The organism is Crocinitomix catalasitica ATCC 23190 (assembly GCF_000621625.1).
GTDB lineage: Bacteria > Bacteroidota > Bacteroidia > Flavobacteriales_D > Crocinitomicaceae > Crocinitomix > Crocinitomix catalasitica.
Map to the genome: position 1 here is coordinate 176,208 of NZ_JHXV01000009.1, position 22,989 is coordinate 199,196.

Annotated in this window: 24 protein-coding genes; 16 read left to right on the forward strand and 8 right to left on the reverse strand. The window is 33.7% G+C overall.

From position 1 onward, the window contains the following. Window positions 1–86: 86 nt before the first annotated feature. Together T367_RS0107645 and T367_RS0107650 are read left to right on the forward strand one after the other, a co-directional pair. Window positions 87–1,013 carry a UDP-3-O-(3-hydroxymyristoyl)glucosamine N-acyltransferase gene (locus T367_RS0107645; RefSeq protein WP_027419316.1) on the forward strand — a complete coding sequence of 309 codons (927 nt, stop codon included), beginning with the start codon at window positions 87–89 and terminating at the stop codon, window positions 1,011–1,013. Between the two features lie 3 nt (window positions 1,014–1,016). Then, window positions 1,017–2,243 carry a GAF domain-containing SpoIIE family protein phosphatase gene (locus T367_RS0107650; protein ID WP_051568434.1) on the forward strand — a complete coding sequence of 409 codons (1,227 nt, stop codon included), beginning with the start codon at window positions 1,017–1,019 and terminating at the stop codon, window positions 2,241–2,243. 98 nt (window positions 2,244–2,341) lie between these two features. Here the strand turns inward: T367_RS0107650 and T367_RS0107655 are convergent, their stop codons facing one another. From T367_RS0107655 to folE, 6 genes are all read right to left on the reverse strand, one after another. Next, the gene (locus T367_RS0107655) at window positions 2,342–3,316 is read right to left on the reverse strand and encodes a deoxyhypusine synthase family protein (RefSeq protein ID WP_027419318.1); all 975 of its coding nucleotides are present in this window, start codon (window positions 3,314–3,316) and stop codon (window positions 2,342–2,344) included. Window positions 3,317–3,345: 29 nt separating this feature from the next. Further along, window positions 3,346–4,218: an agmatinase gene (gene speB, locus T367_RS21745; protein ID WP_051568435.1), complete on the reverse strand. Its 873-nt coding sequence runs from the start codon at window positions 4,216–4,218 to the stop codon at window positions 3,346–3,348. 15 nt (window positions 4,219–4,233) lie between these two features. After that, a complete protein-coding gene (locus tag T367_RS0107665; RefSeq protein ID WP_027419319.1) occupies window positions 4,234–5,613 on the reverse strand; it encodes a type III PLP-dependent enzyme domain-containing protein in 1,380 nt (459 codons plus the stop codon). 381 nt (window positions 5,614–5,994) lie between these two features. Continuing rightward, window positions 5,995–7,386: a CotH kinase family protein gene (locus T367_RS0107670; RefSeq protein ID WP_027419320.1), complete on the reverse strand. Its 1,392-nt coding sequence runs from the start codon at window positions 7,384–7,386 to the stop codon at window positions 5,995–5,997. After that, complete coding sequence (locus T367_RS0107675) at window positions 7,383–8,096, reverse strand: DUF2490 domain-containing protein (RefSeq protein WP_027419321.1); 714 nt, start codon at window positions 8,094–8,096, stop codon at window positions 7,383–7,385. Before T367_RS0107675 ends, T367_RS0107670 begins: the two co-directional genes overlap by 4 nt. 151 nt (window positions 8,097–8,247) lie before the next feature. After that, a complete protein-coding gene (folE, locus tag T367_RS0107680; protein ID WP_394331573.1) occupies window positions 8,248–8,925 on the reverse strand; it encodes a GTP cyclohydrolase I FolE in 678 nt (225 codons plus the stop codon). 182 nt (window positions 8,926–9,107) lie between these two features. Here folE and T367_RS0107685 point away from each other — a divergent pair, with 182 nt between their 5' ends. From T367_RS0107685 to T367_RS0107730, 10 genes are all read left to right on the forward strand, one after another. Next, window positions 9,108–9,500, forward strand: a complete 393-nt coding sequence (locus T367_RS0107685) for a hypothetical protein (protein ID WP_027419323.1) — start codon at window positions 9,108–9,110, stop codon at window positions 9,498–9,500. 337 nt (window positions 9,501–9,837) lie between these two features. Beyond that, window positions 9,838–10,395 (forward strand): hypothetical protein, encoded by a 558-nt coding sequence (locus T367_RS0107690; protein ID WP_027419324.1) that lies wholly within the window; start codon window positions 9,838–9,840, stop codon window positions 10,393–10,395. Between the two features lie 119 nt (window positions 10,396–10,514). Continuing rightward, complete coding sequence (locus T367_RS23790; protein WP_027419325.1) at window positions 10,515–11,627, forward strand: tetratricopeptide repeat protein; 1,113 nt, start codon at window positions 10,515–10,517, stop codon at window positions 11,625–11,627. A 7-nt stretch (window positions 11,628–11,634) separates the two neighbouring features. Continuing rightward, on the forward strand, window positions 11,635–12,165 hold the full coding sequence (locus tag T367_RS0107700; protein ID WP_027419326.1) for a DUF1697 domain-containing protein: 531 nt from the start codon (window positions 11,635–11,637) through the stop codon (window positions 12,163–12,165). Between the two features lie 6 nt (window positions 12,166–12,171). Then, a complete protein-coding gene (locus T367_RS0107705) occupies window positions 12,172–12,759 on the forward strand; it encodes a Crp/Fnr family transcriptional regulator (RefSeq protein WP_027419327.1) in 588 nt (195 codons plus the stop codon). Between the two features lie 84 nt (window positions 12,760–12,843). Continuing rightward, window positions 12,844–13,719, forward strand: a complete 876-nt coding sequence (locus T367_RS0107710; protein WP_027419328.1) for a pirin family protein — start codon at window positions 12,844–12,846, stop codon at window positions 13,717–13,719. Between the two features lie 63 nt (window positions 13,720–13,782). Further along, window positions 13,783–14,769: a bestrophin family protein gene (locus tag T367_RS0107715; protein ID WP_027419329.1), complete on the forward strand. Its 987-nt coding sequence runs from the start codon at window positions 13,783–13,785 to the stop codon at window positions 14,767–14,769. Further along, window positions 14,769–15,455 carry an alpha/beta fold hydrolase gene (locus tag T367_RS0107720; protein WP_027419330.1) on the forward strand — a complete coding sequence of 229 codons (687 nt, stop codon included), beginning with the start codon at window positions 14,769–14,771 and terminating at the stop codon, window positions 15,453–15,455. The genes T367_RS0107715 and T367_RS0107720 overlap by 1 nt, the downstream gene beginning before the upstream one ends. After that, window positions 15,452–16,255, forward strand: coding sequence for a class I SAM-dependent methyltransferase (locus T367_RS0107725; protein WP_027419331.1), 804 nt, complete (start codon window positions 15,452–15,454; stop codon window positions 16,253–16,255). The genes T367_RS0107720 and T367_RS0107725 overlap by 4 nt, the downstream gene beginning before the upstream one ends. 68 nt (window positions 16,256–16,323) lie before the next feature. Next, a complete protein-coding gene (locus tag T367_RS0107730; protein ID WP_027419332.1) occupies window positions 16,324–17,718 on the forward strand; it encodes a hypothetical protein in 1,395 nt (464 codons plus the stop codon). An 11-nt stretch (window positions 17,719–17,729) separates the two neighbouring features. Here T367_RS0107730 and T367_RS21755 read toward each other — a convergent pair whose 3' ends face one another. After that, window positions 17,730–19,319 carry a PAS domain-containing hybrid sensor histidine kinase/response regulator gene (locus T367_RS21755; protein ID WP_051568436.1) on the reverse strand — a complete coding sequence of 530 codons (1,590 nt, stop codon included), beginning with the start codon at window positions 19,317–19,319 and terminating at the stop codon, window positions 17,730–17,732. 255 nt (window positions 19,320–19,574) lie between these two features. Then, window positions 19,575–20,240 carry a hypothetical protein gene (locus T367_RS0107740; RefSeq protein WP_157454161.1) on the reverse strand — a complete coding sequence of 222 codons (666 nt, stop codon included), beginning with the start codon at window positions 20,238–20,240 and terminating at the stop codon, window positions 19,575–19,577. 191 nt (window positions 20,241–20,431) lie between these two features. Between T367_RS0107740 and T367_RS0107745 the strand changes: the two genes are divergently transcribed. The 4 genes from T367_RS0107745 to T367_RS25595 all read left to right on the forward strand — a co-directional run. Beyond that, window positions 20,432–21,271, forward strand: coding sequence for a helix-turn-helix domain-containing protein (locus T367_RS0107745; protein ID WP_027419334.1), 840 nt, complete (start codon window positions 20,432–20,434; stop codon window positions 21,269–21,271). A gap of 291 nt (window positions 21,272–21,562) precedes the next feature. Continuing rightward, a complete protein-coding gene (locus tag T367_RS0107750) occupies window positions 21,563–22,120 on the forward strand; it encodes a carboxymuconolactone decarboxylase family protein (RefSeq protein WP_027419335.1) in 558 nt (185 codons plus the stop codon). 34 nt (window positions 22,121–22,154) lie between these two features. Then, window positions 22,155–22,529: a cupredoxin domain-containing protein gene (locus tag T367_RS0107755; RefSeq protein ID WP_027419336.1), complete on the forward strand. Its 375-nt coding sequence runs from the start codon at window positions 22,155–22,157 to the stop codon at window positions 22,527–22,529. A 296-nt stretch (window positions 22,530–22,825) separates the two neighbouring features. Further along, window positions 22,826–22,989, forward strand: a 164-nt coding sequence (locus T367_RS25595; RefSeq protein ID WP_157454162.1) for a helix-turn-helix domain-containing protein, incomplete at its 3' end; no start/stop codon positions are given.

Sequence of the window (22,989 nt, forward strand, 5' to 3'; positions counted from 1 at the left end):
ACAATTCTTTATTGATAATTACCAGTAACTCCACAAAAAGGGACCCTAATATCCTGTAACTTTATCTTGGATAATATTGCAGCAAGATGAAGTTTACAAAAACGCAAACATTAAAAGAAATAGCTGAATTAACAGGGGCCAAATTTATTGGTGATCCGGACTTAATTATTACAGGCATTAACGAGATTCATAAAATTGAATCCGGTGAAATAGTTTTTGTTGACCATCCGAAGTATTATAAGAAAGCACTTGAAAGTGCTGCTGATGTAATTATCATCAATGAAGAAGTAGAAGTTCCTCCTGGAAAAGGCCTAATTATTTCTGAAAAACCATTCGATACTTTTAATCAAATATCGAATCATTTTAGACCGAGCATCGCATGGAGCAATCCTGTTGGCGACAATTTTAAAGTTGGAACGGACACGAATATTTATCCCAATGTATCTATAGGTCACAATGTAGAGATTGGAAACAATTGTACAATACATAGTGGGGCTGTTTTAGGTGATTTCACAGTAATAGGAGACAATGTTATTGTTGGACCAAATAGTGTGATTGGACATTCGGCTTTTTATTATAAGAAAAAGGATACGGGCTATGATCGGTTGTTAACTGTTGGTAGGACTATTTTGGCAGACGATGTTGAAATTGGTGCCTTGACAACAATTGACAGAGGTGTAACAGGAGATACTATCATTGGAAAAGGAACAAAGATTGATAATCAAGTACATGTCGGTCATGACACTGTTGTTGGTGAGCATTGTTTATTTGCAGCCAATGTAGGTATAGCAGGATGTGTAACGATTAAAAACCATGTTACGCTTTGGGGACAGGTTGGTGTTGTGAGTGATATTACGATTCACGACAGGGTTACCGTTCTTGGACAATCAGGGGTTGGTGGAGATTTAGAAGAAGGCAAAACTTATTTCGGATCTCCTTGTGGCGAGGCTAGACAGAAATTTAAGGAATTGGCAGCTTTTAAAAGATTGCCATCTATTATAGAAACCTTATAAGGAATGGGAATAGAGGAATATAAAAGAATTAGAGAGGCGATTGATCCAAACGAATTTAAATTAAACTCATTATTAGAGATAACCAAATCTATTAATTACAATAAACCTGTAGAGGAGCTTTTAGAAATCTATAATTTCATTTTAAAAGAGCAATTACATCTGCGAAAATTCGTTTTATACAACTTACAAGATGATTGGAAAATCATTTCAAAAGTAGGTGTTAAAGGTAAAATTAAGGACATCAATATTGAAAAGGATATCCTGAAATTTAAGTCGATTACTGTTATAGAATCGTCTCATAAAACATCATTGAACAATTTTGATGTCATCATTCCCGTTTTACACAAAGACAAACCTTTGGCATATTTATTCTTGGCTGGTTTAAAGAATGAGAATTCCAAAACGGCTTATGACAACCTTAATTTTATACAAACTTTAACCAATATTATTGTTGTTGCAATTGAAAATAAAAGATTAGCTAACGAGAGTATAAAACAAGAAAGAGTAAAACAAGAATTAGAAGTCGCTTCAGAAATGCAACGTTTATTATTCCCCTCGGATTTACCGTCGAATAATAAAATTGATATCTCTGCTAAATATCTTTCTCACCACAAAGTGAGCGGAGATTACTACGACTATATTCGAATTAATAAGGACGAATTTATTGTTTGTATAGCAGATGTTTCTGGTAAAGGAATTTCTGCAGCGATGCTAATGGCAAATTTTCAAGCAACCGTTCGTACTTTGTATAACTACCAGAGATTGAGCTTAGAAAGCCTTATATTGGAATTAAACAAGCAAGTCTATACAAGTGCTAAAGGTGAAAAATTTATCACCTTCTTCATTGCTGAATACAATGCAAAATCTAGAAAGTTAAAATACATCAATGCAGGACATAACTGGCCGATTTTAATTCATGGGAATGAAACTAATTTCTTAAATAAAGGCTGTATTGGTTTGGGGATGCTTCAGGAACTACCTTTTCTGGATAGTGCAGAAGTAGAGATAAAGAAAAATACAACGTTGATTCTTTATACTGATGGTGTAGTTGAGTTAGAGAACAGCGTTGAAGAGCAATTTGAAACAGATCGGTTGACGAAGATTGTAAAAAGTTTCTCCCCATTATCAATGGAAGATTTAAATGAAATTGTATTCAGTAAACTGGACGATTGGCGTGGTGCAAAAAACTATGTCGATGATACAGCTATATTGAGCTGTAGAATTTTTTAATTCGAAATAGCTATACTGTTTCAAGTTCTTTTCTTTGCATAAAAAAAAGCCGACTATACGCTAAACGCAAGTCGGCCTTCATTTAATTTCTATTCGAATTACATATCTAATAGATACGCAAATATTAGTGGTGCAACAATTGTCGCATCAGATTCAATAATAAATTTAGGTGTATCAATATCTAACTTACCCCAAGTAATTTTCTCATTTGGTACTGCACCAGAATAAGACCCATAACTTGTTGTTGAATCGGATATTTGACAGAAATAACTCCAGAAAGGAATATCTGTTTGCTCCATATCTTGATATAACATTGGCACGACACAGATAGGGAAATCTCCTGCAATTCCTCCACCAATTTGGAAGAATCCAATTCCTTTATCAGAATTATCCGTATACCATTTCGCTAAAAAAGTCATGTATTCAATTCCAGACTTCATTGTACTTGCTTGAAGTTCACCTTTAAGGACATAAGAAGCGAAAATATTCCCCATTGTACTATCCTCCCAACCTGGGCAGATAATTGGTAAATTTTTCTCAGCGGCAGCATACATCCAGCTATCCTTTAAATCGATTTCATAATGTTCTTCCAAAACACCAGACAACAACATCTTATACATATATTCATGCGGCAAATAACGTTCACCAGCCTCCTCTGCTTCTTTCCAAATCTTGTGAATGTGTACTTGTAACCTTCTAAATGCTTCTTCTTCTGGAATACAAGTATCCGTAACTCGATTTAAGCCTTTCTCCAATAAATCCCATTCATCTTGCGGCGTTAAATCACGATAATTAGGTACACGCTTATAATGCGAATGAGCCACCAAGTTCATAATATCCTCTTCTAAATTTGCTCCAGTACAAGATATAATTTGAACTTTATCTTGACGAATCATTTCAGCAAATATTTTACCCAATTCGGCAGTACTCATGGCACCAGCAAGGGTTACCATCATTTTACTACCTTTTGCCAATTGCGCTTCATAACCTTTCGCTGCATCGACTAATGCTGCAGAGTTAAAATGCAAATAATACTTTTCAATAAATTGAGAAATCGCTCCTTTAGCCATCATGCTCTATTTTTATATATTTTATTAGAAGACTAATCTTCCAATTCAGGTTTAGAATTAAATTTATATGACAACATTTTATAGTATAATTTTGCTGCTAAAAAATCAGATGATTTTTCATTAGGATTAGGACATAACTCAACGATATCAAAACCTACAACATTCTTTTCTCTAAAAACACTTTTCAAGAAATCAAGTGTTTCATACCAAAACAAACCTCCTGGTTCAGGTGTTCCAGTAGAAGGCATTAATGAAGGATCGAAAGCATCTAAATCAATTGTTATAAAGACGTTCTCAGTCATTAATTCAATAGCACTATCGCCCCAATATTCGTCCTGTGCCATTTCATGTGCAAAAAACACTTTCTCCATATCCATTGGCAATTTTTCAACCGCATCCATACTTCGAATGCCTACTTGAATTAGGTTCGTATTCTTACTCGCTTCATAAACCGCACAAGCATGATTACAAGTCGAACCTTCATATTCTTTACGAAGATCAGCATGTGCATCAATTTGTAATACTGTTAAGTCATCAAATGTTTCATTAAACGCTCTGATAGAACCAATTGAAATAGAATGTTCACCTCCGAATAAAGTTACGAATTTATTCCGTAGAATATAATCCTTTGTTACACGGTGAACCTCATCAACCATTGCTTCTGGAGAAGATTTTTCAAGTACAGGGTCGGATAAATAAATTCCTTTTTTATAGACTTCCGAATCGGTTTCGATATCGTAAAGTTCCATATTCTCAGAAGCTTCTAAAAAAGCCTCAGGGCCTTTATCTGCTCCTTTTTGCCATGTACTAGTTCCGTCATAAGGTACTGGAATCAATACAACTTTTGAGTTTTCTAAAGTTGCAAATTCATCAGGAATTCCAGCGTAATTCTTCTTCTTGCTCATTTTATAATTTATAATTTAATAGCCTAAAATTGATAACATTTCTTCAGATTTTTGTTGCTCTGAAAATACTTTAACATTGTGATTTTCGTCAATCACTAAATATTTTGGTTGTGGAATTAAACAGTGCTGTATACCTCCAAATCCACCGATACTATCTTGATATGCTCCAGTATTAAAGAACCCAATATACAAAGGATCATCCTTTTTAAATACAGGTAAATAAATAGCATTCATATGTTGTTCGGAATTATAATAATCATCACTATCACAAGTCAAACCACCAAGTAAAACACGTTCATATCTGCTCTCCCAACGGTTGATAGGCAGCATAACAAAACGTTTATTAATCGCCCATGAATCTGGCAATGTTGTAATAAATGATGAGTTAATCATATTCCATTTTTCACGGTCATTTTGTTTCTTCTGGTACAATACTTCATAAATTATACCACCACTTTCACCAACAGTAAACGATCCAAATTCAGTAAAAATATTTGGCACTGAAACATTGTTTTCAGTACAAACATCTTTAATCTGCAAAAGAATCTCCTCAATCATATATTCATACTCATACTCAAAACTTAACGAATTCTTAATCGGGAATCCGCCGCCAATATTTAGGCTATCTAAAGTAGGACAAACTTTTTTCAATTCACAAAATACTTTCAAACATTTTGACAATTCATTCCAATAATAAGCATTATCCTTAATACCTGTATTGATAAAGAAGTGTAACATTTTCAACTCCACTTTCGGGTTATTCGCCAAACTTTCTTTGTAAAAGTTAACGATATTTTTATAACCTATCCCTAATCTACTTGTATAAAATGGAAATTTAGGCTCCTCTTCTGATGCAATTCGGATACCTATTTTATAAGCCCCTTCTATTTGTTGATCCAATAAACTTACCTCTTCATAATTATCAATAATTGGCATCGTATTTCTGAAACCTTTATTGATGATTCTCGCTATATTTTCAACGTATTGTGCACGTTTAAAACCATTACAAATGATATACTGATCTTTTCTTATTTTTCCCGCATCTACAAGTTTTTCGACAATATTAATATCAAATGCCGACGAAGTCTCTAAATGAATATCATTCTTTAATGCCTCATTTAAAACATGCGAAAAATGTGATGATTTTGTACAATAGCAGTAATTATATTGACCTTCATATCCTATTTTCTCAATGGCCGATTTAAACCACGATTTTGCCAAATTAATATTCGAAGATATTTTTGGTAAATAAGAAAATCTCAACGGCGTACCATATTCTTTAATAAGCCCCGATAAATCGATATCGTGAAAAGTTAACTCACCATTTTTTACTTTAAATTCTTCTTGCGGAAAATCAAAAGTTTGTTGAATTAAATCGATGTATTTTGTCTGCATTATATTTTTTAGTAATTATTTATATTTATTTTAAATTTCGAATTAGGTAATAGCTATGCTAAACTCTCAATGGCATTAGAAAATTTAAACGTTCTATAAAACTAATAAATAAGTGTGAAGAATAAGCGATTTCTAGACATTTAGAAATAACACTTTTATTAAATGACAATCTGAGGCCCTTATTTAGGCTAAATGTCATAGAATTATATATTTTTTTCACTAGGCATTATAACAAATACGAACCAAATGTATAAAATTCTTTTCATGTTGCTAAAAAATAAATTAAAAATATACTAAGTTTAATATAAGCTTAGCATAATTTTAAAACCTTTATTTTGAAAGCCATTAATAATGAACATGAACCGTGACTCGTGCTGAATTTTACTCGGCGTAAGATCTTGCAATAGATTCTCTATTATTTACATGTATTTTCAACTGAGATATCGCCGAACTAAATTCACTTGCATTGCTTAAAAAGGAATAATCGGGTGTCTCTGCATTGACTGATGTACTTATTAAATTTTCCAAATCTGAATAATAAGCTTCCATTGTTGAAGGTTTAAATGTTGTCTCAATAAAACTTAAAATATGGGTTTTAAAATTTGCCTCATAACCAGGTATACTTAATATATATTTAATTAATGGCCAATCTGTTGCATTGATTTCACTAAATTCAAATGATAAGGCTCCGCCCATGCCCCCATCCATAAAGGCTTCATTATTATCCCATGGGATCCAATTAATGAGATTATTTGTTGGATTATTGTAGAGATAATAATTATGTGACATTCTACCGTAAGTATCCCAATTTTGAATCGTTGTATTGACAGCAAGCCATTTTAAGAATACCTGAACATCAAAAACCGATTCCATCTCAGATTTCCATGCCGCTGTATCACTCGTGCGCGTTGACGATTGTAAAATATCATATAAGTTTTGAATGTCCGCTTCTCCTGTTCCACCAGTCGTTTTATTCTCAAAATCTTTCAAATTGAATCCTGCAGTAGAGAAAGTTGCCCCATCATCTTCGGGCTTATAACAATTGCCAGTATTATTGCCAAATTGTGTATCTAGCAAGGTCTCAAATACAATCTCAACACCCGTATATAAACCAAAGTATACAGGCCCATCACCATAATCAACATACATTTCATAAAAGGCAGAATAAGGTGCTGGAACGTCAAAATTTCTAAACATATCACAACCGACTTTCTCTCTTAAAAAAGAAACATCTTCATAATTACTGCTCATCGACAATGCAGGAAAACCATAAAATGTTTGCCCTGTTATTTCAGGGTAATCATCTGCAAACTGATCGAATTCGAGTCGGAAAGGAAGTTTCTTCACCCCTGAACTATATGCACTTAAACTAGAATTCCCTTTGTAACGAATACCAACATAATACCAGTTTTTTCCATTAAACTCAATATTACACGGTACGTAAACCGGATTTTCTTCAGCAAAAGAAATTTCACCTGCTCCGCCAGGAGCTCCACCACCGCCACCTGGGCCACCTCCACCAGTCGACACTGACCCATATAAATCCTCTATATCATCTTGCATAACCGCCCAATCATCAGCATCTATAGTAATGTCTAATCGGTTGACCTTATTTTGTGGGAAAACAACCTCATAATCAACGGGGGCATTGGATGAATGTGTCGTGATTGTCCAATCAGCTAAACCACTTCCAGGCGTGATTATTTGCTCTTTATAACAAGCACTCATTAATATGCTGACGCTGATTATTAAGATATATCTGACACTTCTCATTTATCTGATTTGTTTTTAATTGTATAAGTAAATTTTGCACCAACGATATAGGTTGTCTTAGGATAAGTCTCTCCTATTTCTCTTTCTATTCGGTAGAATACACCTAATTTTCCTGATTTAATAATGGAATAATCTGTACCTAAAGTGAATCGGGCTTTACTCAATCCATCTCTAAAATGTGATGGATCAGAAAATATTTCCGTCGAAAAATAAGGATCTAATTTCCAGTCCTTAAAATCATATTCGGCATTCAATCGAAATCTTAAACCATGAATTGCTTCATCTCCCAAAGCTTTACTCAGTCCAATTTCATTTTTATTTTGATACCTCAAGCGATAGTCCAATGAAAAACGATCCATTTTATGCTTATACCCTAAGTCAAAATTATAACGAAAATCATTATCATAACTCAAATCGGATTTTCTATCTGCTATATACCGAATGGCTGCGCCAAAATAGAATTGTTTGGATAATTTATATTTGACATCAATATCCGTTAGTATTTGATCTATTAAAGACGAATTGTGCTTCAAACGGAGCTGCTGATCAATACCCATCGACCATTTTTTATTCAATTTTAAATCCAGTCCAATTCTTGACCAGGTTTCTAAATCGCCTGTTACAATGGTTACATCTTCTTGTGCACGCGCATTTGATTGAATAAAAAAAACTGAAAATACGGTAAAGAGAATTGTCCTTAATACTGCCATAAATTATTTTATAAATCTTTAGACTCAATCAATCAGAAAAGGTTTAACGAAAAATTAACAAAATAATTATTAGGCATTCTTTAGCATAAAAAAATGCGATAAAGTGAAATCACCTTATCGCATTTTAAAAACGTATATATTTGACTGAAAATTAAGGATTCAGATCTAATTTCATTTGGATATAATTGATGAACTCTTGACGTACACTAGGATCTTTAAATTTCCCTCCAAATTCACCTGTTACAGTACTACTTTGTATATCTCTGATTCCTCTTGAGTTGACACATAAATGTTTTGCGTCAATTACACATGCTACATCATCCGTTCCTAAATATTCTTGTAAGTGTTTAACAACTTGAATTGTTAATCTTTCTTGAACTTGCGGTCGTTTAGCATAATAATCTACAATTCGATTCATTTTAGATAAACCAATCACGTTACCATTTGAAAAATAAGCAACATGCGCTTTACCTACAATTGGTAGAAAGTGATGCTCACAAGTTGAATATAACGTGATGTCTTTTTCAACCAACATTTCACTGTAGTTATACTTGTTTTCAAAATTGGAAGAGGTTGGTGCTTTTTCTGGATTAAGACCTCCAAAAATTTCTTTTACAAACATTTTTGCAACTCTTTTTGGCGTTCCTTTAAGACTATCGTCCGTCAAATCTAAGCCAAGCGTGTGCATAATATCCTTAAACTTCTCCTCAATCTCTGCTATTTTTACCTCATCTGACTTTTCAAATGCATCAGCTCTCATTGGTGTATCTCCTGCAGATGACAAATGATCGTCCCCTACTTCTTCAATATGATTCAAATTGTTCTTCATTCTAATTTTAAAAAGTGTACAAATTTAACAAGATAATTTGTTAATACTTTGAATTAGTCGCAAAGATTGTTCCAGCATTACATCTCTGCTTGTTATTAAAAATGCTTAATTCGAATAAAAAAATATTTTAGGAACATGAGCAACCTATATATTTCGTTCTCCGTAATTTGAAAAAAGACGTTATGAGATTTTTAGTTATTTTATTATTGCTAGCCATGGTTTCATGTGATCCTGTGACAATCTATCATCAAAAAATGGTAAACAATACGGAATATACAATAGTCGGTTCAATCAATAATTACCCAGACACTGTGCTCACTGAAACGGTAATCATTGCCCCACATTCAACACAAACGTTGAGTACAATGAATGATATCTCTCAAGTATCGCAATACCAAAACTGCCCCAATTATACAAGTTTTGTCTTCTCCGTTCAAGACAACGATTCTCTTGAGGTGGATTTAAATATAGACAATCCGGATGAATGGGTTTTTAAAGAGAATTCGAGAAGTAAAGTTTCTGGCGGTGGTGAATGTACTTGTGAAATTACTTTGGAGGAATCTCAAGTTCATTAGTCTCGATTACTCAACCTAAATTTAAAGTTTTGCAAGGATTAACATAGTTTAACGCATCGCAAATAATCCATAATTAATTTAGGTCTCCCCCCCTTTAAACATAAGGCGTTCAACACGTTTTCAAGAAATTGAATACTCTTTTTAAACTGACGAGATTAACGTGAACAAATTGACGGAATCGAAACCATTAAACCGCTTAACATTCAACACGTTACACTTATATAAAATTATTAATTTATCCTATTTTTTTAATATCCATGACTTTTAAAGGTGGTTATAAAATTACAATATGGTAAAACCTGTCACGTTCTATATTCAAATATAAAACGAAAACAACATGAAAAACTTACTTGTATTATTAACACCTTTATTATTGTTCAGTCCTATCACATTTGGCCAAACGAATAAAGAAATAGGCATTCGATCGAATAATATTAATAACCTCGGCATCATCTATAAAAAACAAAGGAAAGAGAATAGTTTTGTTAGGTATAGGCTTGCAATGACCAGTTTAAATATGACAATCAGTGAAAATAATTTAATCGTGAATGGCCAATTGGGATTTTCTATCGGTTGGGAAAAACGGGTGTCTGTTTCTGATAAATTTCAATTTAAACATGGATTTGAACCCTTTTTACGCGGTGGTTTGAATGAAAACTTCAATAACAATTTTGGCAATACCAATCTTGATTTGGATGCAGGTTTGGGTTATATATTGGGATTTATTTATCACTTCAATGAAAAATTCTATTTAGGAATTGAAACCATTCCTTCTATTTCTGTTGGTTCTACACTGGTCAACGGAACTTCACCTGGCATTATCCGCATAAATTCCGGTTTTAATTCGAATGTTGCGGCGATTAGCGCAGTCTACAAATTCCAATCTAAAAATTAGTACAACTCGGTCAATCAACCTTTTTTATAGTGAAATTGGTTGATTGACCATTATTCATTAAATATCCGTGAATTAGAACAATAATTTTCTTAAATTTAAAGAACCTTTTCTTTTAATAAATGAAACACATCATCCTCCTTTTATTTATAATTCTTGGAATCTCCTTCAATTCAAATGCCTGTCTCAATTTATATTATACAACCGACAAAGAAGGACATACGCATGTTTTAGACGATTTAATCCCGAGATTCAATATTAATTTCAATAATGCATTAATTGAGCGTCGGCTAATTCAATATTTGCATGATATGGAGGAAGAAGCCTCTTTTGAAAAACTATCGGATTATGCGGTACTATTAATGAAAGCGGGGAAAATTGATTTGGCTTTATCCATACTGCAACAAATTTCTTATCACCACCCCAAAGCATACAAGGTTGCCGCAAATTTAGGCACCGCATACGAATTAAAGGGGGAATTAGACAGCGCCCTATTTTATATCAAAAAAGGAATGGAACTCAATCCTAATGCTCATGACGGCAGTGAGTGGATACATATTCGCGTTTTAGAAACAAAGAAAGCCTTACAAGAAGACGATAATTATTTGATAAAAAACTCGGTACTTAATTTAACTGAAGATGCGCTAAAAATTGAAGCAACTGCAGATCAGTTACTCATTCAAGTTCAAGAACGGTTTCCTTTTACACCAAATCACGATGCTATAATGGCCAACTTATTTTATGATTTAGGTAGGTGTTTCGTTGAAACCAAATCGTTGCGTTATGCCGAGCGTTTTTTTGAAATTTCCTATAAATATTATGGAGGAAATGAAGCGGAAGCGAAGGAGAGAATAGCGGATGTACAAAAATTAAAAATAAAGAACGAAAATATAAAACCTGAAAACGAAAATTTGGAGGGAATGATGGGACGTTTATCCATTCGTTACAAAGACTTATTCGATGATAATAACAATCCTCCCCACATTATCAATTGGGAAAAAATAAACACCAATTTATCTGATTTACTAGCAATGAACGACATCGTTTTCGTAACACTACAAAAAGAAAAGGTCAATCAAGAGATGGTTAATAACGACACAATTGTGGTCGCTGAGGAAAGCAGTATTCAAACGGTCCTTTCAAAAAGTTCGAATAACACCTTATTCTTTACTTTTATTGTTGCTGTAAGTCTTATTTTAGCAGCACTCTTTTTTATTAGAAGAGCCAAAAGGTAAAAAACTCATGACTAAATACATCATTTTATTGCGCGGTATAAACGTTGGCGGACATCGAAAAATATTGATGAAAGACCTGAAGGAATTGTTAGCCCAAAAAGAATTTAGTGAAATCACGACCTATATTCAAAGCGGGAATATTATTTGTAATAGCGCTAAAAAAAATATCAAAATCTTAGAAAGTTTGGTTCAGGAATCAATCTTAGAAAAATTTGGTCATGATGTTCCTGTTATTATTCGAACAGCAAAAGAATGGCTAAAACTAGTTGCCAACAATCCTTATCAAGAAAGAGATATTGACGAATTGTATTGTGCTTTTTTAGCAGATACTGTTGACGCATCATTATTAACAGAATTAGTACCATATGCAACAAAAAACGAGATCTATCAACTTTTAGATCAGCAATTGTATTTGGCCTACCCGATTAAAGTTCATCAATCTAAATTGAGTAATAATATAATTGAGAAAAAGCTAAATACGACAGCAACGGTAAGAAATTGGAAAACAGTTTTAAAACTGGCTGAACTCAGCAAATAATTTTCAATGAAACGTTTCTCCGTATTTCTTGAAGATAAATTAGGCTTAACAACAAGTCAAGTTGAAGATTTGCTCTTATCTAAACAAACCAAAACAATCAATAAAGGCGATTTTCTTTTAGAGCAAGGTCAAATCTGCAGTCATTCCTTTTTTGTTGAAGAAGGTTTATTAAGAATGTATGCTTTGAATAATGATGGTAAAGAACATGTTGTTCAGTTCTCACCAGAGAATTGGATTGCAGGCGATCGGGGAAGTATTTACTTTAATGAGCCTTCGAATTATTTTATCGATGCGATTGAAGAAACAACTGTCGTCTTTATCGACCAACCCTTCTTAGATCAATTGGCATTGGTAAGTCCAGATTTCAGGACAAAGAACGAATTCCTATTACACAATCACATCCGGCATCAACAAAAACGCATTCAACTCCTACTTGGCGCAACTGCGGAAGAACGTTATTTAGATTTTATTCAACTCTACCCTAACCTCTTATTACGCGTTCCTCAATGGATGATCGCCTCTTATTTAGGCATCACGCCTGAAAGTTTAAGTCGAATTCGCAAAGCTTTGGCCGATAAAAATTTTGCGGGGTAATCAACCATATTCATTTCTTATCATACATCAATGCGGGAGGGAAAAATCACCCGTAAATTTGTATACACATTAAAAATATTCAAAATGAAAACTAAAAATATAGAAATCGTATTACCTCCACGTCCAGCACATTATGTTGGTGATGGTTTTAGAGTTCACAATTTTATTCCAAGTGGTTTTAGAGCGGATATGCAAAGAATGGATCCTTTTATTATGCTCGATTACAATTCGAAATTCGAATTCCCGCCTTCAGAGCAACCAAAGGGCGTTGGCGTTCATCCGCATAGAGGTTTCGAAACAGTAACCATTGCTTATCAGGGAAAGGTGGCGCATCACGATAGTGGTGGCGGAGGCGGCGTAATAGGTCAAGGTGACGTTCAATGGATGACAGCCGCTTCGGGTGTTTTACACAAAGAATATCACGAAGAGGAATTCAGCAAAAAAGGTGGATTTTTTCAAATGGTCCAATTATGGGTCAATTTACCAGCAAAGGATAAAATGTCGAAACCTAAATACCAAGGTATTGTCAACGAAGAGATGGGCAAACATGAATTACCGATTAACAGCGGAATAGTTGAAGTGATTGCTGGTGCATACAAAGACACTAAAGGTCCTGCTAGTACTTTCTCTCCTGTCAACATGATGAACGCTAAATTGAATGCCGGCGGAAAAGCAAATTTCAACTTTCCAAGTCATTATACAACCACTTTATTGGTAGTTGAAGGAAATGTAAAGGTTAATGGGCAAGAAGTAGCATTGGATCATTTCGTCATCTTTGAAAAAGAAGGAGAATCATTTGAAGTTGAAGCAAGTGAAAATAGCATTGCTTTAATATTGAGTGGTGAACCACTAAACGAACCAATTGCGGCTCATGGACCATTTGTAATGAATACACAAGAAGAGATCCAAGAAGCTTTCCAAGATTATAATATAGGAAAATTTGGATATCTTGAGGATTAAAGATTATTTTTAACTGCAATAGTTAGTACGCTGACTATTGCAGTTTTATCAAAAAAAATAGCGATGTACGTAAAAAGAAGATACGGTTTTTTAATGACCTTAAGGTGGTCAATTAAGCCACTAATTATAACAGTACTCTATGCTACTGTTATCCAAATTATATTTTATTTCCTAAAGATTAAATTCTCATTACCATGGCAAGCAGTGAGTGTACTAGGTGTCGCAGTCGCCTTTTATTTAGGTTTTAAGAATAATAGCTCTTATGACAGAACATGGGAAGCGCGTAAAATTTGGGGAGGTATCGTAAATAATAGTAGAACATTTGGCGCCGCTTGCACAACATTTATTCAAGGTGAAAAAACGGATAGCATTAAGAAAGAATTAATTTATAGACATATCGCTTGGATGACAGCTTTGCGATATCAATTGAGATTGAGCAGAACCTGGGAGCATACAGAACTAAGAGTATCAGAAAAGTATTTTCCGAATGTTTGTGAAAAATATAGGACCTCCTTAGAAAATGAGCTATCAAAATACATTCCTACTGATGAAGTTCAACTTGTTAATAGTAAATCAAATGCTGCTGTGCAAATATTAGCCAAACAGTCACAACGATTACAGGAGCTAAAAGACCAAGGATATTTTGAAGATTTCCGACACATGGAATTCCACCATATTATTGAAAATTTATACACAGAACAAGGGAAAGCTGAACGAATAAAAAACTTTCCATTCCCGAGACAGTATGCATCTACAGCAGTCTGGTTAACGATGATATTTTCAGCACTAGTTCCTTTTGCGATGTTGAGTATCTTAAATCCAGAAAGTGGCTGGATCTATTGGTTAAGCCCTTTAATTTCCGGCTTGATTGTATGGTCATTTGCATTGATGGAAATGATTGGTGACTACTCTGAAAACCCGTTCGAAGGGACATATAATGACGTTCCAATTACTGCTATCGCTATTGGGATTGAAATAGATTTACGAGAAATGATAGATGACTCAAATATTCCTGAAGCCATCCAACCTGTTAACGGATTTTTAATGTAATGAAAAAAGATTTGCTCCTTTTACATGGCGCCTTAGGAAGTAAAGTATACTTCCAGCCACTATTGCCACAACTAAATAGTGAATTCAATGTGTATACATTCAACTTTGAAGGACATGGTGGGATGTCTTCTAATAAAGACTTTTCAATTGATTTATTTGTAGAAAATACGCGAGATTTTTTAATGACAAATGAATTAAAACAGATCGATATATTTGGTTATAGTATGGGTGGATATGTCGCCTTAAAACTAGCAAATCAGCACCCCGAATTAGTACATCAGATTATAACATTAGGAACTAAATTTGAATGGACAGTCGAATCAGCTGCGCAAGAGGTTAAAATGCTCAATCCAGATAAAATTGAATTGAAAGTTCCAGGGTTTGCGGCGCAATTAAAAGAAAGACATGCACCAATTGATTGGAAAGAGAACATGTTAAAAACTGCCCAGATGATGACAAGAATGGGCAATGGCGCCATAATGTCACCCGCTGAATTCCAAGAAATAAAACAGCACGTCTCAATCGGAATTGGTACCAATGATAAAATGGTTAGTATAGCGGAATCTGAACATATAGCCAACCTTCTACCAAATGGTACGTTAAATTGTTTAACGGGATTGCCACACCCCATTGATCAAATTGAACCAGAAATAATAGTTGAATACATAGAAAACGAATTAAAATGAAAGATTCAAAAGAGGATTACCTTAAAATAAATAAAGCTGCATGGGATCAGAAAACCGCTGTTCATTACGATTCTGATTTTTATGATGTAAAAAACTTTATTGCAGGACAAACTTCTTTGAATGAGATAGAATTAAATTTATTGCCCGATTTAAAAGGGAAGAAAGTACTGCATTTACAATGTCACTTTGGTCAAGACACCATTGCTTTAAGTCGAATGGGCGCAGATGTAACAGGTGTAGATTTATCAGATGCTGCCATTGCAAAGGCTAATGAGTTAGCGCAAATCACGGAATCTTCTGCCCAATTTATATGTTGTGACATATACGATTTACCCAATCATTTAGATGATTCGTTTGATTTGATATTCATGAGTTATGGCACCATTGGATGGTTACCTGACCTAGATCAATGGGCGCAAATCGTAACAAAATTTTTAAAGCCGACAGGTGAATTTTTATTGGTCGAATTCCACCCGTTTATTTGGATGTATGACGACGATTTTAAAGACATCATTTATAGTTATTTCAACGTCGCACCTATTGTTGAAAATGTGACAGGAACGTATACAGATCAAGATGCACCATTGCAAGCCGAAATGATTACCTGGAATCATCCAATTAGTGAAGTGATGAATGCTTTGCTAAAAGTGAATATTTTCATTCAGTCATTTAACGAATATGATTATTCCCCTTACGATTGTTTAAGACATATGGAGGAATTTGAACCTGGAAAATATCGCCTTAAAAACTTTGGTGATAAAATTCCAATGGTTTATGCTCTGCATGGAAGGCAAGAATGAAATTTCAACTAATTTAATGAACGATTAAACGCTTTAATTGTAGTTAAATCTAGTTTAAAAATTAAGGGTTGACAAGAAAAATTTTCATCATATGTATTGTTGCTTTTTCGTATTGCAAAATAGGTAAAGCGCAAGAAATTATTCATGTATCTGACTGGCAAGATGATTTTACAATTCTAAAACACTTGCCGAGGAATTTGAATCATTTGATTGGTCAATACGACTATTTACAGAGATGGGATACACTTCTCAATGTTTATAAATCGTATATACCCGATGGGTTGATCTATACCAATGCAGCCAATCAGACTGTTGAAATTGAAAGAATTGAGACCGGCTATTTATTCACGGATCATTTTCAAGACGGTTGGGAATCCTTTACTGTGGATAAAATGAATCGTATTTTTTCAAGTCATAATACAGTTGAAAATTGCAAATTGACTTACAATAATAAAGGTCAACTAATCCTTTCCTCCAGCACTTTAAAGCATAAACGTAAAACTCAAAATACTGATATCCAATTCGTTTATTCGGCAGATGGCATCAATATAGAACGACAACATCAAATTTTTCAGCTATTTGCCAATTATGAAAGCACCGATAATGGCCATATTAGAGGTCGACCATTGCTTTTAAAATCGACTTGGGGTTTACTATATAAATTCAATACTGCAGGTCAATTAATTGCCGCTAAAAGCCAATTCGAACAACAAGTAAATGGCAAAAAAAGTAAAACCGTTAATAATACCGTTGCATATACTTTTGCTTGGGATACACATGGGCGCTTGACGACTAAAAATTACGGTAAAAATTCAGATTCTTTAACAACAATTTCAACTAATTCCTATGCCAATCGACCTTTTGATTATAGTGCTGAAATAAACGAATTCCCACTCTTAAAAACACCTTCAATTGAACGTTGGCTCAAATCATTCAATCCAAAAGAATTATCCATTGTAGAAAGCGAAATAAATGGTTCAAAAGCCTATACAATTATGCACAATCAAAGTCGACCGTTGATTTTATTGAATCCACAAAAAAATGCACGCCAATATATTTGGCAATATATTGAAGATTCGACTGGAATATACCGCGAAAAATTCGAAATCACTACATTACCAGATTCAAATGACACGATTTCTTATGATCCGAATTTTAAACCTTTTCACTTGAGGACAGAAATATCCCAATGTTCAATAACAGAATTATACAGCCAACCAAAAGGCATGATCATAGCGCAGAGAGCTGAAATTTATCGCCACACTATCATTCCTTTACCAAATGGGTGGCGTCTAGTAAAATATCAGACGGGACGTGATGTCAATGTCAAATTTGCTATTGGTCATCCTGCACCAATTCGATTGGATGTAATTTTTGATGAATATATCCTACTTGATGAAACGGGAACTATCAAGTATTTTCTTGATTTTAATAATTCATATCGTTTTTATTATCAAAAGTAATACTATCAAAATCAATGCCCTACATGTTTCTCAATCTTTTTAAATAATTCGTGTTCTGATAAAGGCTTAGATAGGTAATCGTTAAACCCCGATTCTACCACCCGCTTTCTATCTTCAGCCATGGCATAGGCAGTCAGTGCGATAATTGGCACTGTGGTATTAAATTTCCTTATTTTTGCTATTGCTTCAAAGCCTGTCATGATGGGCATATTAATATCCATTAACACCAAATCAATTCGTTCATTTTCTTCCAATAGTTCTACAGCAACTTTTCCGTTTTTGGCATGTAGAATATTATATTTTAAACGGGTTAAAATAGATTTAAGGTATTTAAAATTTAAAAACTCATCTTCCGCAATTAAAATGGTGATATCGTTATTTTCTTTCAAGTTTAAATTTGCTTCTTTTTTCACATCAACAGTTTTTTTGGAAATGCTATACGGAATATTAAAATAAAAAGTGGTGCCTTTCCCGACTTCCGATTCAACCCTTATTTCCCCCTCTAAAAGATGCACCAAACTCTTGGCAATGGCAAGACCCAATCCATTCCCTTGCTCCGATTTATTTTGTTGATTGTCAACACGTATAAATCGATCAAAAATATTCTTTTGATCAGACGATGCAATCCCTATCCCATTATCTTTTACAAAAAAGGCTAATTTCTCGTCATCTATAGTATATCCAAACTCAACAACCCCTTTTTTAGTGAATTTTATGGCGTTTTCTAGGAGGTTGGATAGAATTTGTGCCAACCTTGTTCCATCTACAAAAACAATACTCTCAGCATCATCCAAACCTTTTATCGTTCGAATTTCAGTGCCGGTATTAATCGGATGAATTACAAACTGGTCTTTTAAATTATCAATTAATGTATTTAAGTTTGTATCCTCATAATAAAGCGGAAGCTGTTGTGCTTCTAATTTTGAAATATCTACAATATCTGAAATGATATTGAGCAATCGCTGTCCACCTGTATCTATATAATCTAAATATTTTTTCTTTTTCTCTTCTGTGATATTCCCCTTCTTTAACAATTGTGCAAATCCTAAAACAGCATTCATTGGTGTACGTATTTCATGACTCATATTGGCCAAGAATGCAGACTTTAAACGATCGCTTTCTTCAGCTTTTTCTCTCGCAAGAATAAGCTCTTCTTCAACTTGCTTAAGTGCGGTAATATCATGAATTACACCAATTAAAAAATGTGTTCCATTATTATCTGTATAACGCGACTTCCTCGTAATAATCGTTTTCGTTTTTCTCTCTGAAATCGTTAATAATTCCTCCACTAAACTCACAATACCTGTCGATATAACAGCTTGGTCAATCTTTAAAAATTGTTCTCTTTCGGTTGGTGGAACACTTTCTGCTAGCGTTTTTCCCAATATTAAATCTCTTGGTAAATTAAAAATTTCACAGAAAGCATCGTTCGCTAATACAAGTCTACTACTCGCATCTTTTACAAAAACAGGATCGTTTATATTATTGATTAAATCCTCAAGGAATTGATTGTTCCCCGTCAATTTAAGCGTTGACAATTTATTGCGGAGTTTTTCATTTTCCTTTAATAAATCTTCATAAGTTGGAATAACATTTTTCATGCTCATCTATTTGCAAACAGTCATGTATGCTTTTGGGGTTCAACAGTTAATTTTACTTAACTCTCAATTAATAATTATAAAAAAAACAGTAGCAATTTATTTGTTTTGGTACTTAAATATAGTCAAGAAATATTAAAATCATTGCTTTTTTTCTTGTGCACGCATAAAAAAAACATAATTAATCTCTATGTTATATTCCAAATAATCAATTAGTAATTAGAATCAGATGATATGCTATCAACAAAATTCTTTGAATTATTCTAAACTTTTCTTCAAATAATACCAGCCGTTCCACCTACAAGAATCATCTGATACAAATACAACATGGTCTTTATATTTCAATAAATACTCATCTACAGTAGTACATCCCCCACCTTTTATATAATTTAACTCGAGCTCAAAATGCCTAATTTCTTCAATCAATTCAGGATCTAATAACATTTTTTTATCTGCATATTTTAGATAATACCCATCATCTTTTCTTTCAATTAAAACGTTTTCTTCCGAGTTGTGAAAACAACCGCTTGAAATAATCTTAATTGAATAATGCTCCCCAGACACTAACCTATCAATAAATGGAATATATGTTTCATTCTCATAATCGAGATAATCTAAACACAAATCAATCCTATATTTTTTCTTTTCTATAAGCTCAATATTGATCGACTCCGTTTTATCAAAAAAAGATTTATAAACAACTGTATAAGAGCCATATGCCAAAAATTTAAACACTTGTATTCGTTCATGTTTTGGTGTTACAGTTTTTATTAATGTTCCGTTTCTATACAATTTAAATTCAGCTAAATATTCATAGCGATCCTTAGCTCGGCAATCCTTTATATTAACAATAAGTGTACTTTGCCCATAACTCATTCCTCCATACGTGAGAAATAGTATAAGCGCAATTATTCTGTAATACATGTGATTCGTTTTTCTATAAATATCATAAGGCCTAGCTAAAAAAAGTTTAAATCAATTCTTTTTCAAGATACTAAACTAAGCATACATTGCGCTAATAAATGTTAAATTTCGCATATTCAATTCATCAACCTTTTTAAGTTGCAACTTTTTGAAAGTTTTACCCTCCCCATACGTCTTCCTATCTTATAAGTATGGCAGCACAAGAAATTATTAATCATTCCTATCAAGATATTTTTACTTTAAGTTTAATTCAATTCGACAAAGCTTGCGTATTCAGCAAGCCCGAACAGGTTGAGAAGTACAGTATTTATTGGATTAAAAAAGGAAAAGGCGTTTATAATGTCGATTTTAAAAGCTACGATTTTCACGACAATATCTTGCTTTTTTTGTCACCAGGCCAAGTCTTTTCTGTTGAAACGGAGGCGATTGAAGAAGCCTATTCCCTCAGCTTTGTTAAAGATTTTTATTGCATCCAAACGCACGACAAGGAAGTGGCCTGTAACGGCATTCTATTCAATAATATATACGACACCCCATTTGTTCAACCGAATGAAAGCGATGCTGCCAAACTCAATTTTATTTTAGAAAGCTTAATCGATGAATTTAAAACAGATGCTGCAGCGCAGTATGACATGCTCCAAGCCTATTTAAAACAATTCATCATTCAAGCAGTTCGTGTAAAAAAGGATAATTATATCATTAAAGATGATGTTGAAACCAAACTCTTTAAAGCATTTAGTGTGCTGGTTGAGGAAAATTATAGAACATTACATTCCGTTACCGACTATGCCGAGAAACTAGGTATTTCACCTAAATCATTGGCCAAACATTTCAGTAAAGCAGGCACCCAAACACCAAGCGATTTTATTAAGAACCGCATCATTCTAGAAGCCAAACGTCAACTCATTTATACCGACCAAGCCGTAAAACACATCGCATACGATCTCGGATTTAATGATTCCGCCTACTTCACCCGCTTTTTCACCAAAGCCACAGCCAAGTTACCCATTCAATTCAAAAAAGACTATTAATCTCAATTCTGTTATTTATCAGAATAGCTTAGGGTATCATATTTAGGGCGTGCCATAAAGGCCAGGCTTTTCGTTGTATCTTTTTTTTCCTGATCTGTCAAAAAAAGGATGTCACTGCAATCCTTCACGCAAAAAAACAACCTCAAAACATCTAAAAACTGCTATAAATAAAGCTTGTCCAACCTTAAGGAACCTTTGTCCATTTTTTATGGGGCATAAGTGTTGCACCTTTGTACTGTCATAATTAATAACAAAAAATCACCTGCTAAGTCAGGTATAAAAACAAAACATATGAAAACTAGAATCGAAACATTAAACCCAGAAACAACAACAGGAAAATCAAAAGAATTATTCGATGTTGTGCAAGGCAAATTCGGATTTGTGCCCAACCTTGTAAAAGTATTTGGCAACTCTCCCACTACATTACAAGCCTATTTAAAACTAAGTGAATTGACTGCAAGCGGTAACTTTAAAGGAAAATTTGTAGAACAATTAGCACTTGCCATTGCAGAAGAGAATGATTGTAACTATTGTTTGTCAGCACATACTGCGGTTGGAAAAATGAATGGCTTATCAGAAGCAGAAACAGAACAAAACAGACAAGGAATTGCAGCTGATGAAAAAACACAAGCTGCTTTACAATTTGCTCAATCGGTAACAAAAAACAGAGGTAAAGTAAGTTCTGAAGAAATTGCCCAAATAAAAGATGCCGGTTATAACGACAGCGACATTTTAGAAATTGTATTAAACGTTGTTTCTAATACACTCACCAACTATGTCAATCATATAGCAGAAACGGAAGTTGATTTTCCAAGTGTCGAAGCCGGCAAATTTTCAGTAACAGCATAATTAATAAATAACCATCAACTAAAAAAACAGAAAAATGAAAAATTTATTCGTAGGATTAATCGTCGTATTAAGTGCATTCACAGCGCAAGCGCAAAATGGAAAAATGGATCAAGTTAAAACCATCTCGTTAGAACAAACCGAGGGAGCTTTCACACAAGAGGCCATCACAGTTAAAGCTGGAACTTATATTTTTGAAATCAGCAATAAAGATGTTGACCATGAATTAGGATTTGTATTGGCTCCGAAAGGAAAAACAGAACCTGAAAATCATATCAAAGCAGCGTATGTAACCAAAACTGTAGCAACCAATACAACAGGTTACTCAAATCACGTTAAATTAGAAAAAGGAGAATATGTTTATTTCTGTCCTTTAAATCCAACACCAGAATATACCTTAATTGTCAAATAATATTGAGGAAAACAAAAAAAGCGAACCAATTGGTTCGCTTTTTTTATGCCTTTTAATCAGCATATTTAATCTATTAAAACGAACAGAATTCCTGTTCTTATTTTCATATTAACCTATTACTATCGATATCAATTCAGCAATTCTTGACTCTCAGTAGTCGCTATATGTAAAGTTTCACAACATTGTTGATAGCAATAAAGCCCTTTCAGCGAAGTGAAGGCGAAGCCGAAACGAAGCTGAAAGGGCTGGAAATAAAATAGTTGATTATTTTTGTTTTACGACAAATAAAAATAATTATGCAACAAATCTATCATTCCAATGCCAAGACAAATATACATATTCGTCAAGAAATTAAAAATAATCTGAACTTAAGTATTGAGCAATTAGCCTTACGTTATGGTGTTTCTCGTCAAACCATATTTAAATGGCGTAAAGCTGAAACTCCTGAAGATAATTCTTG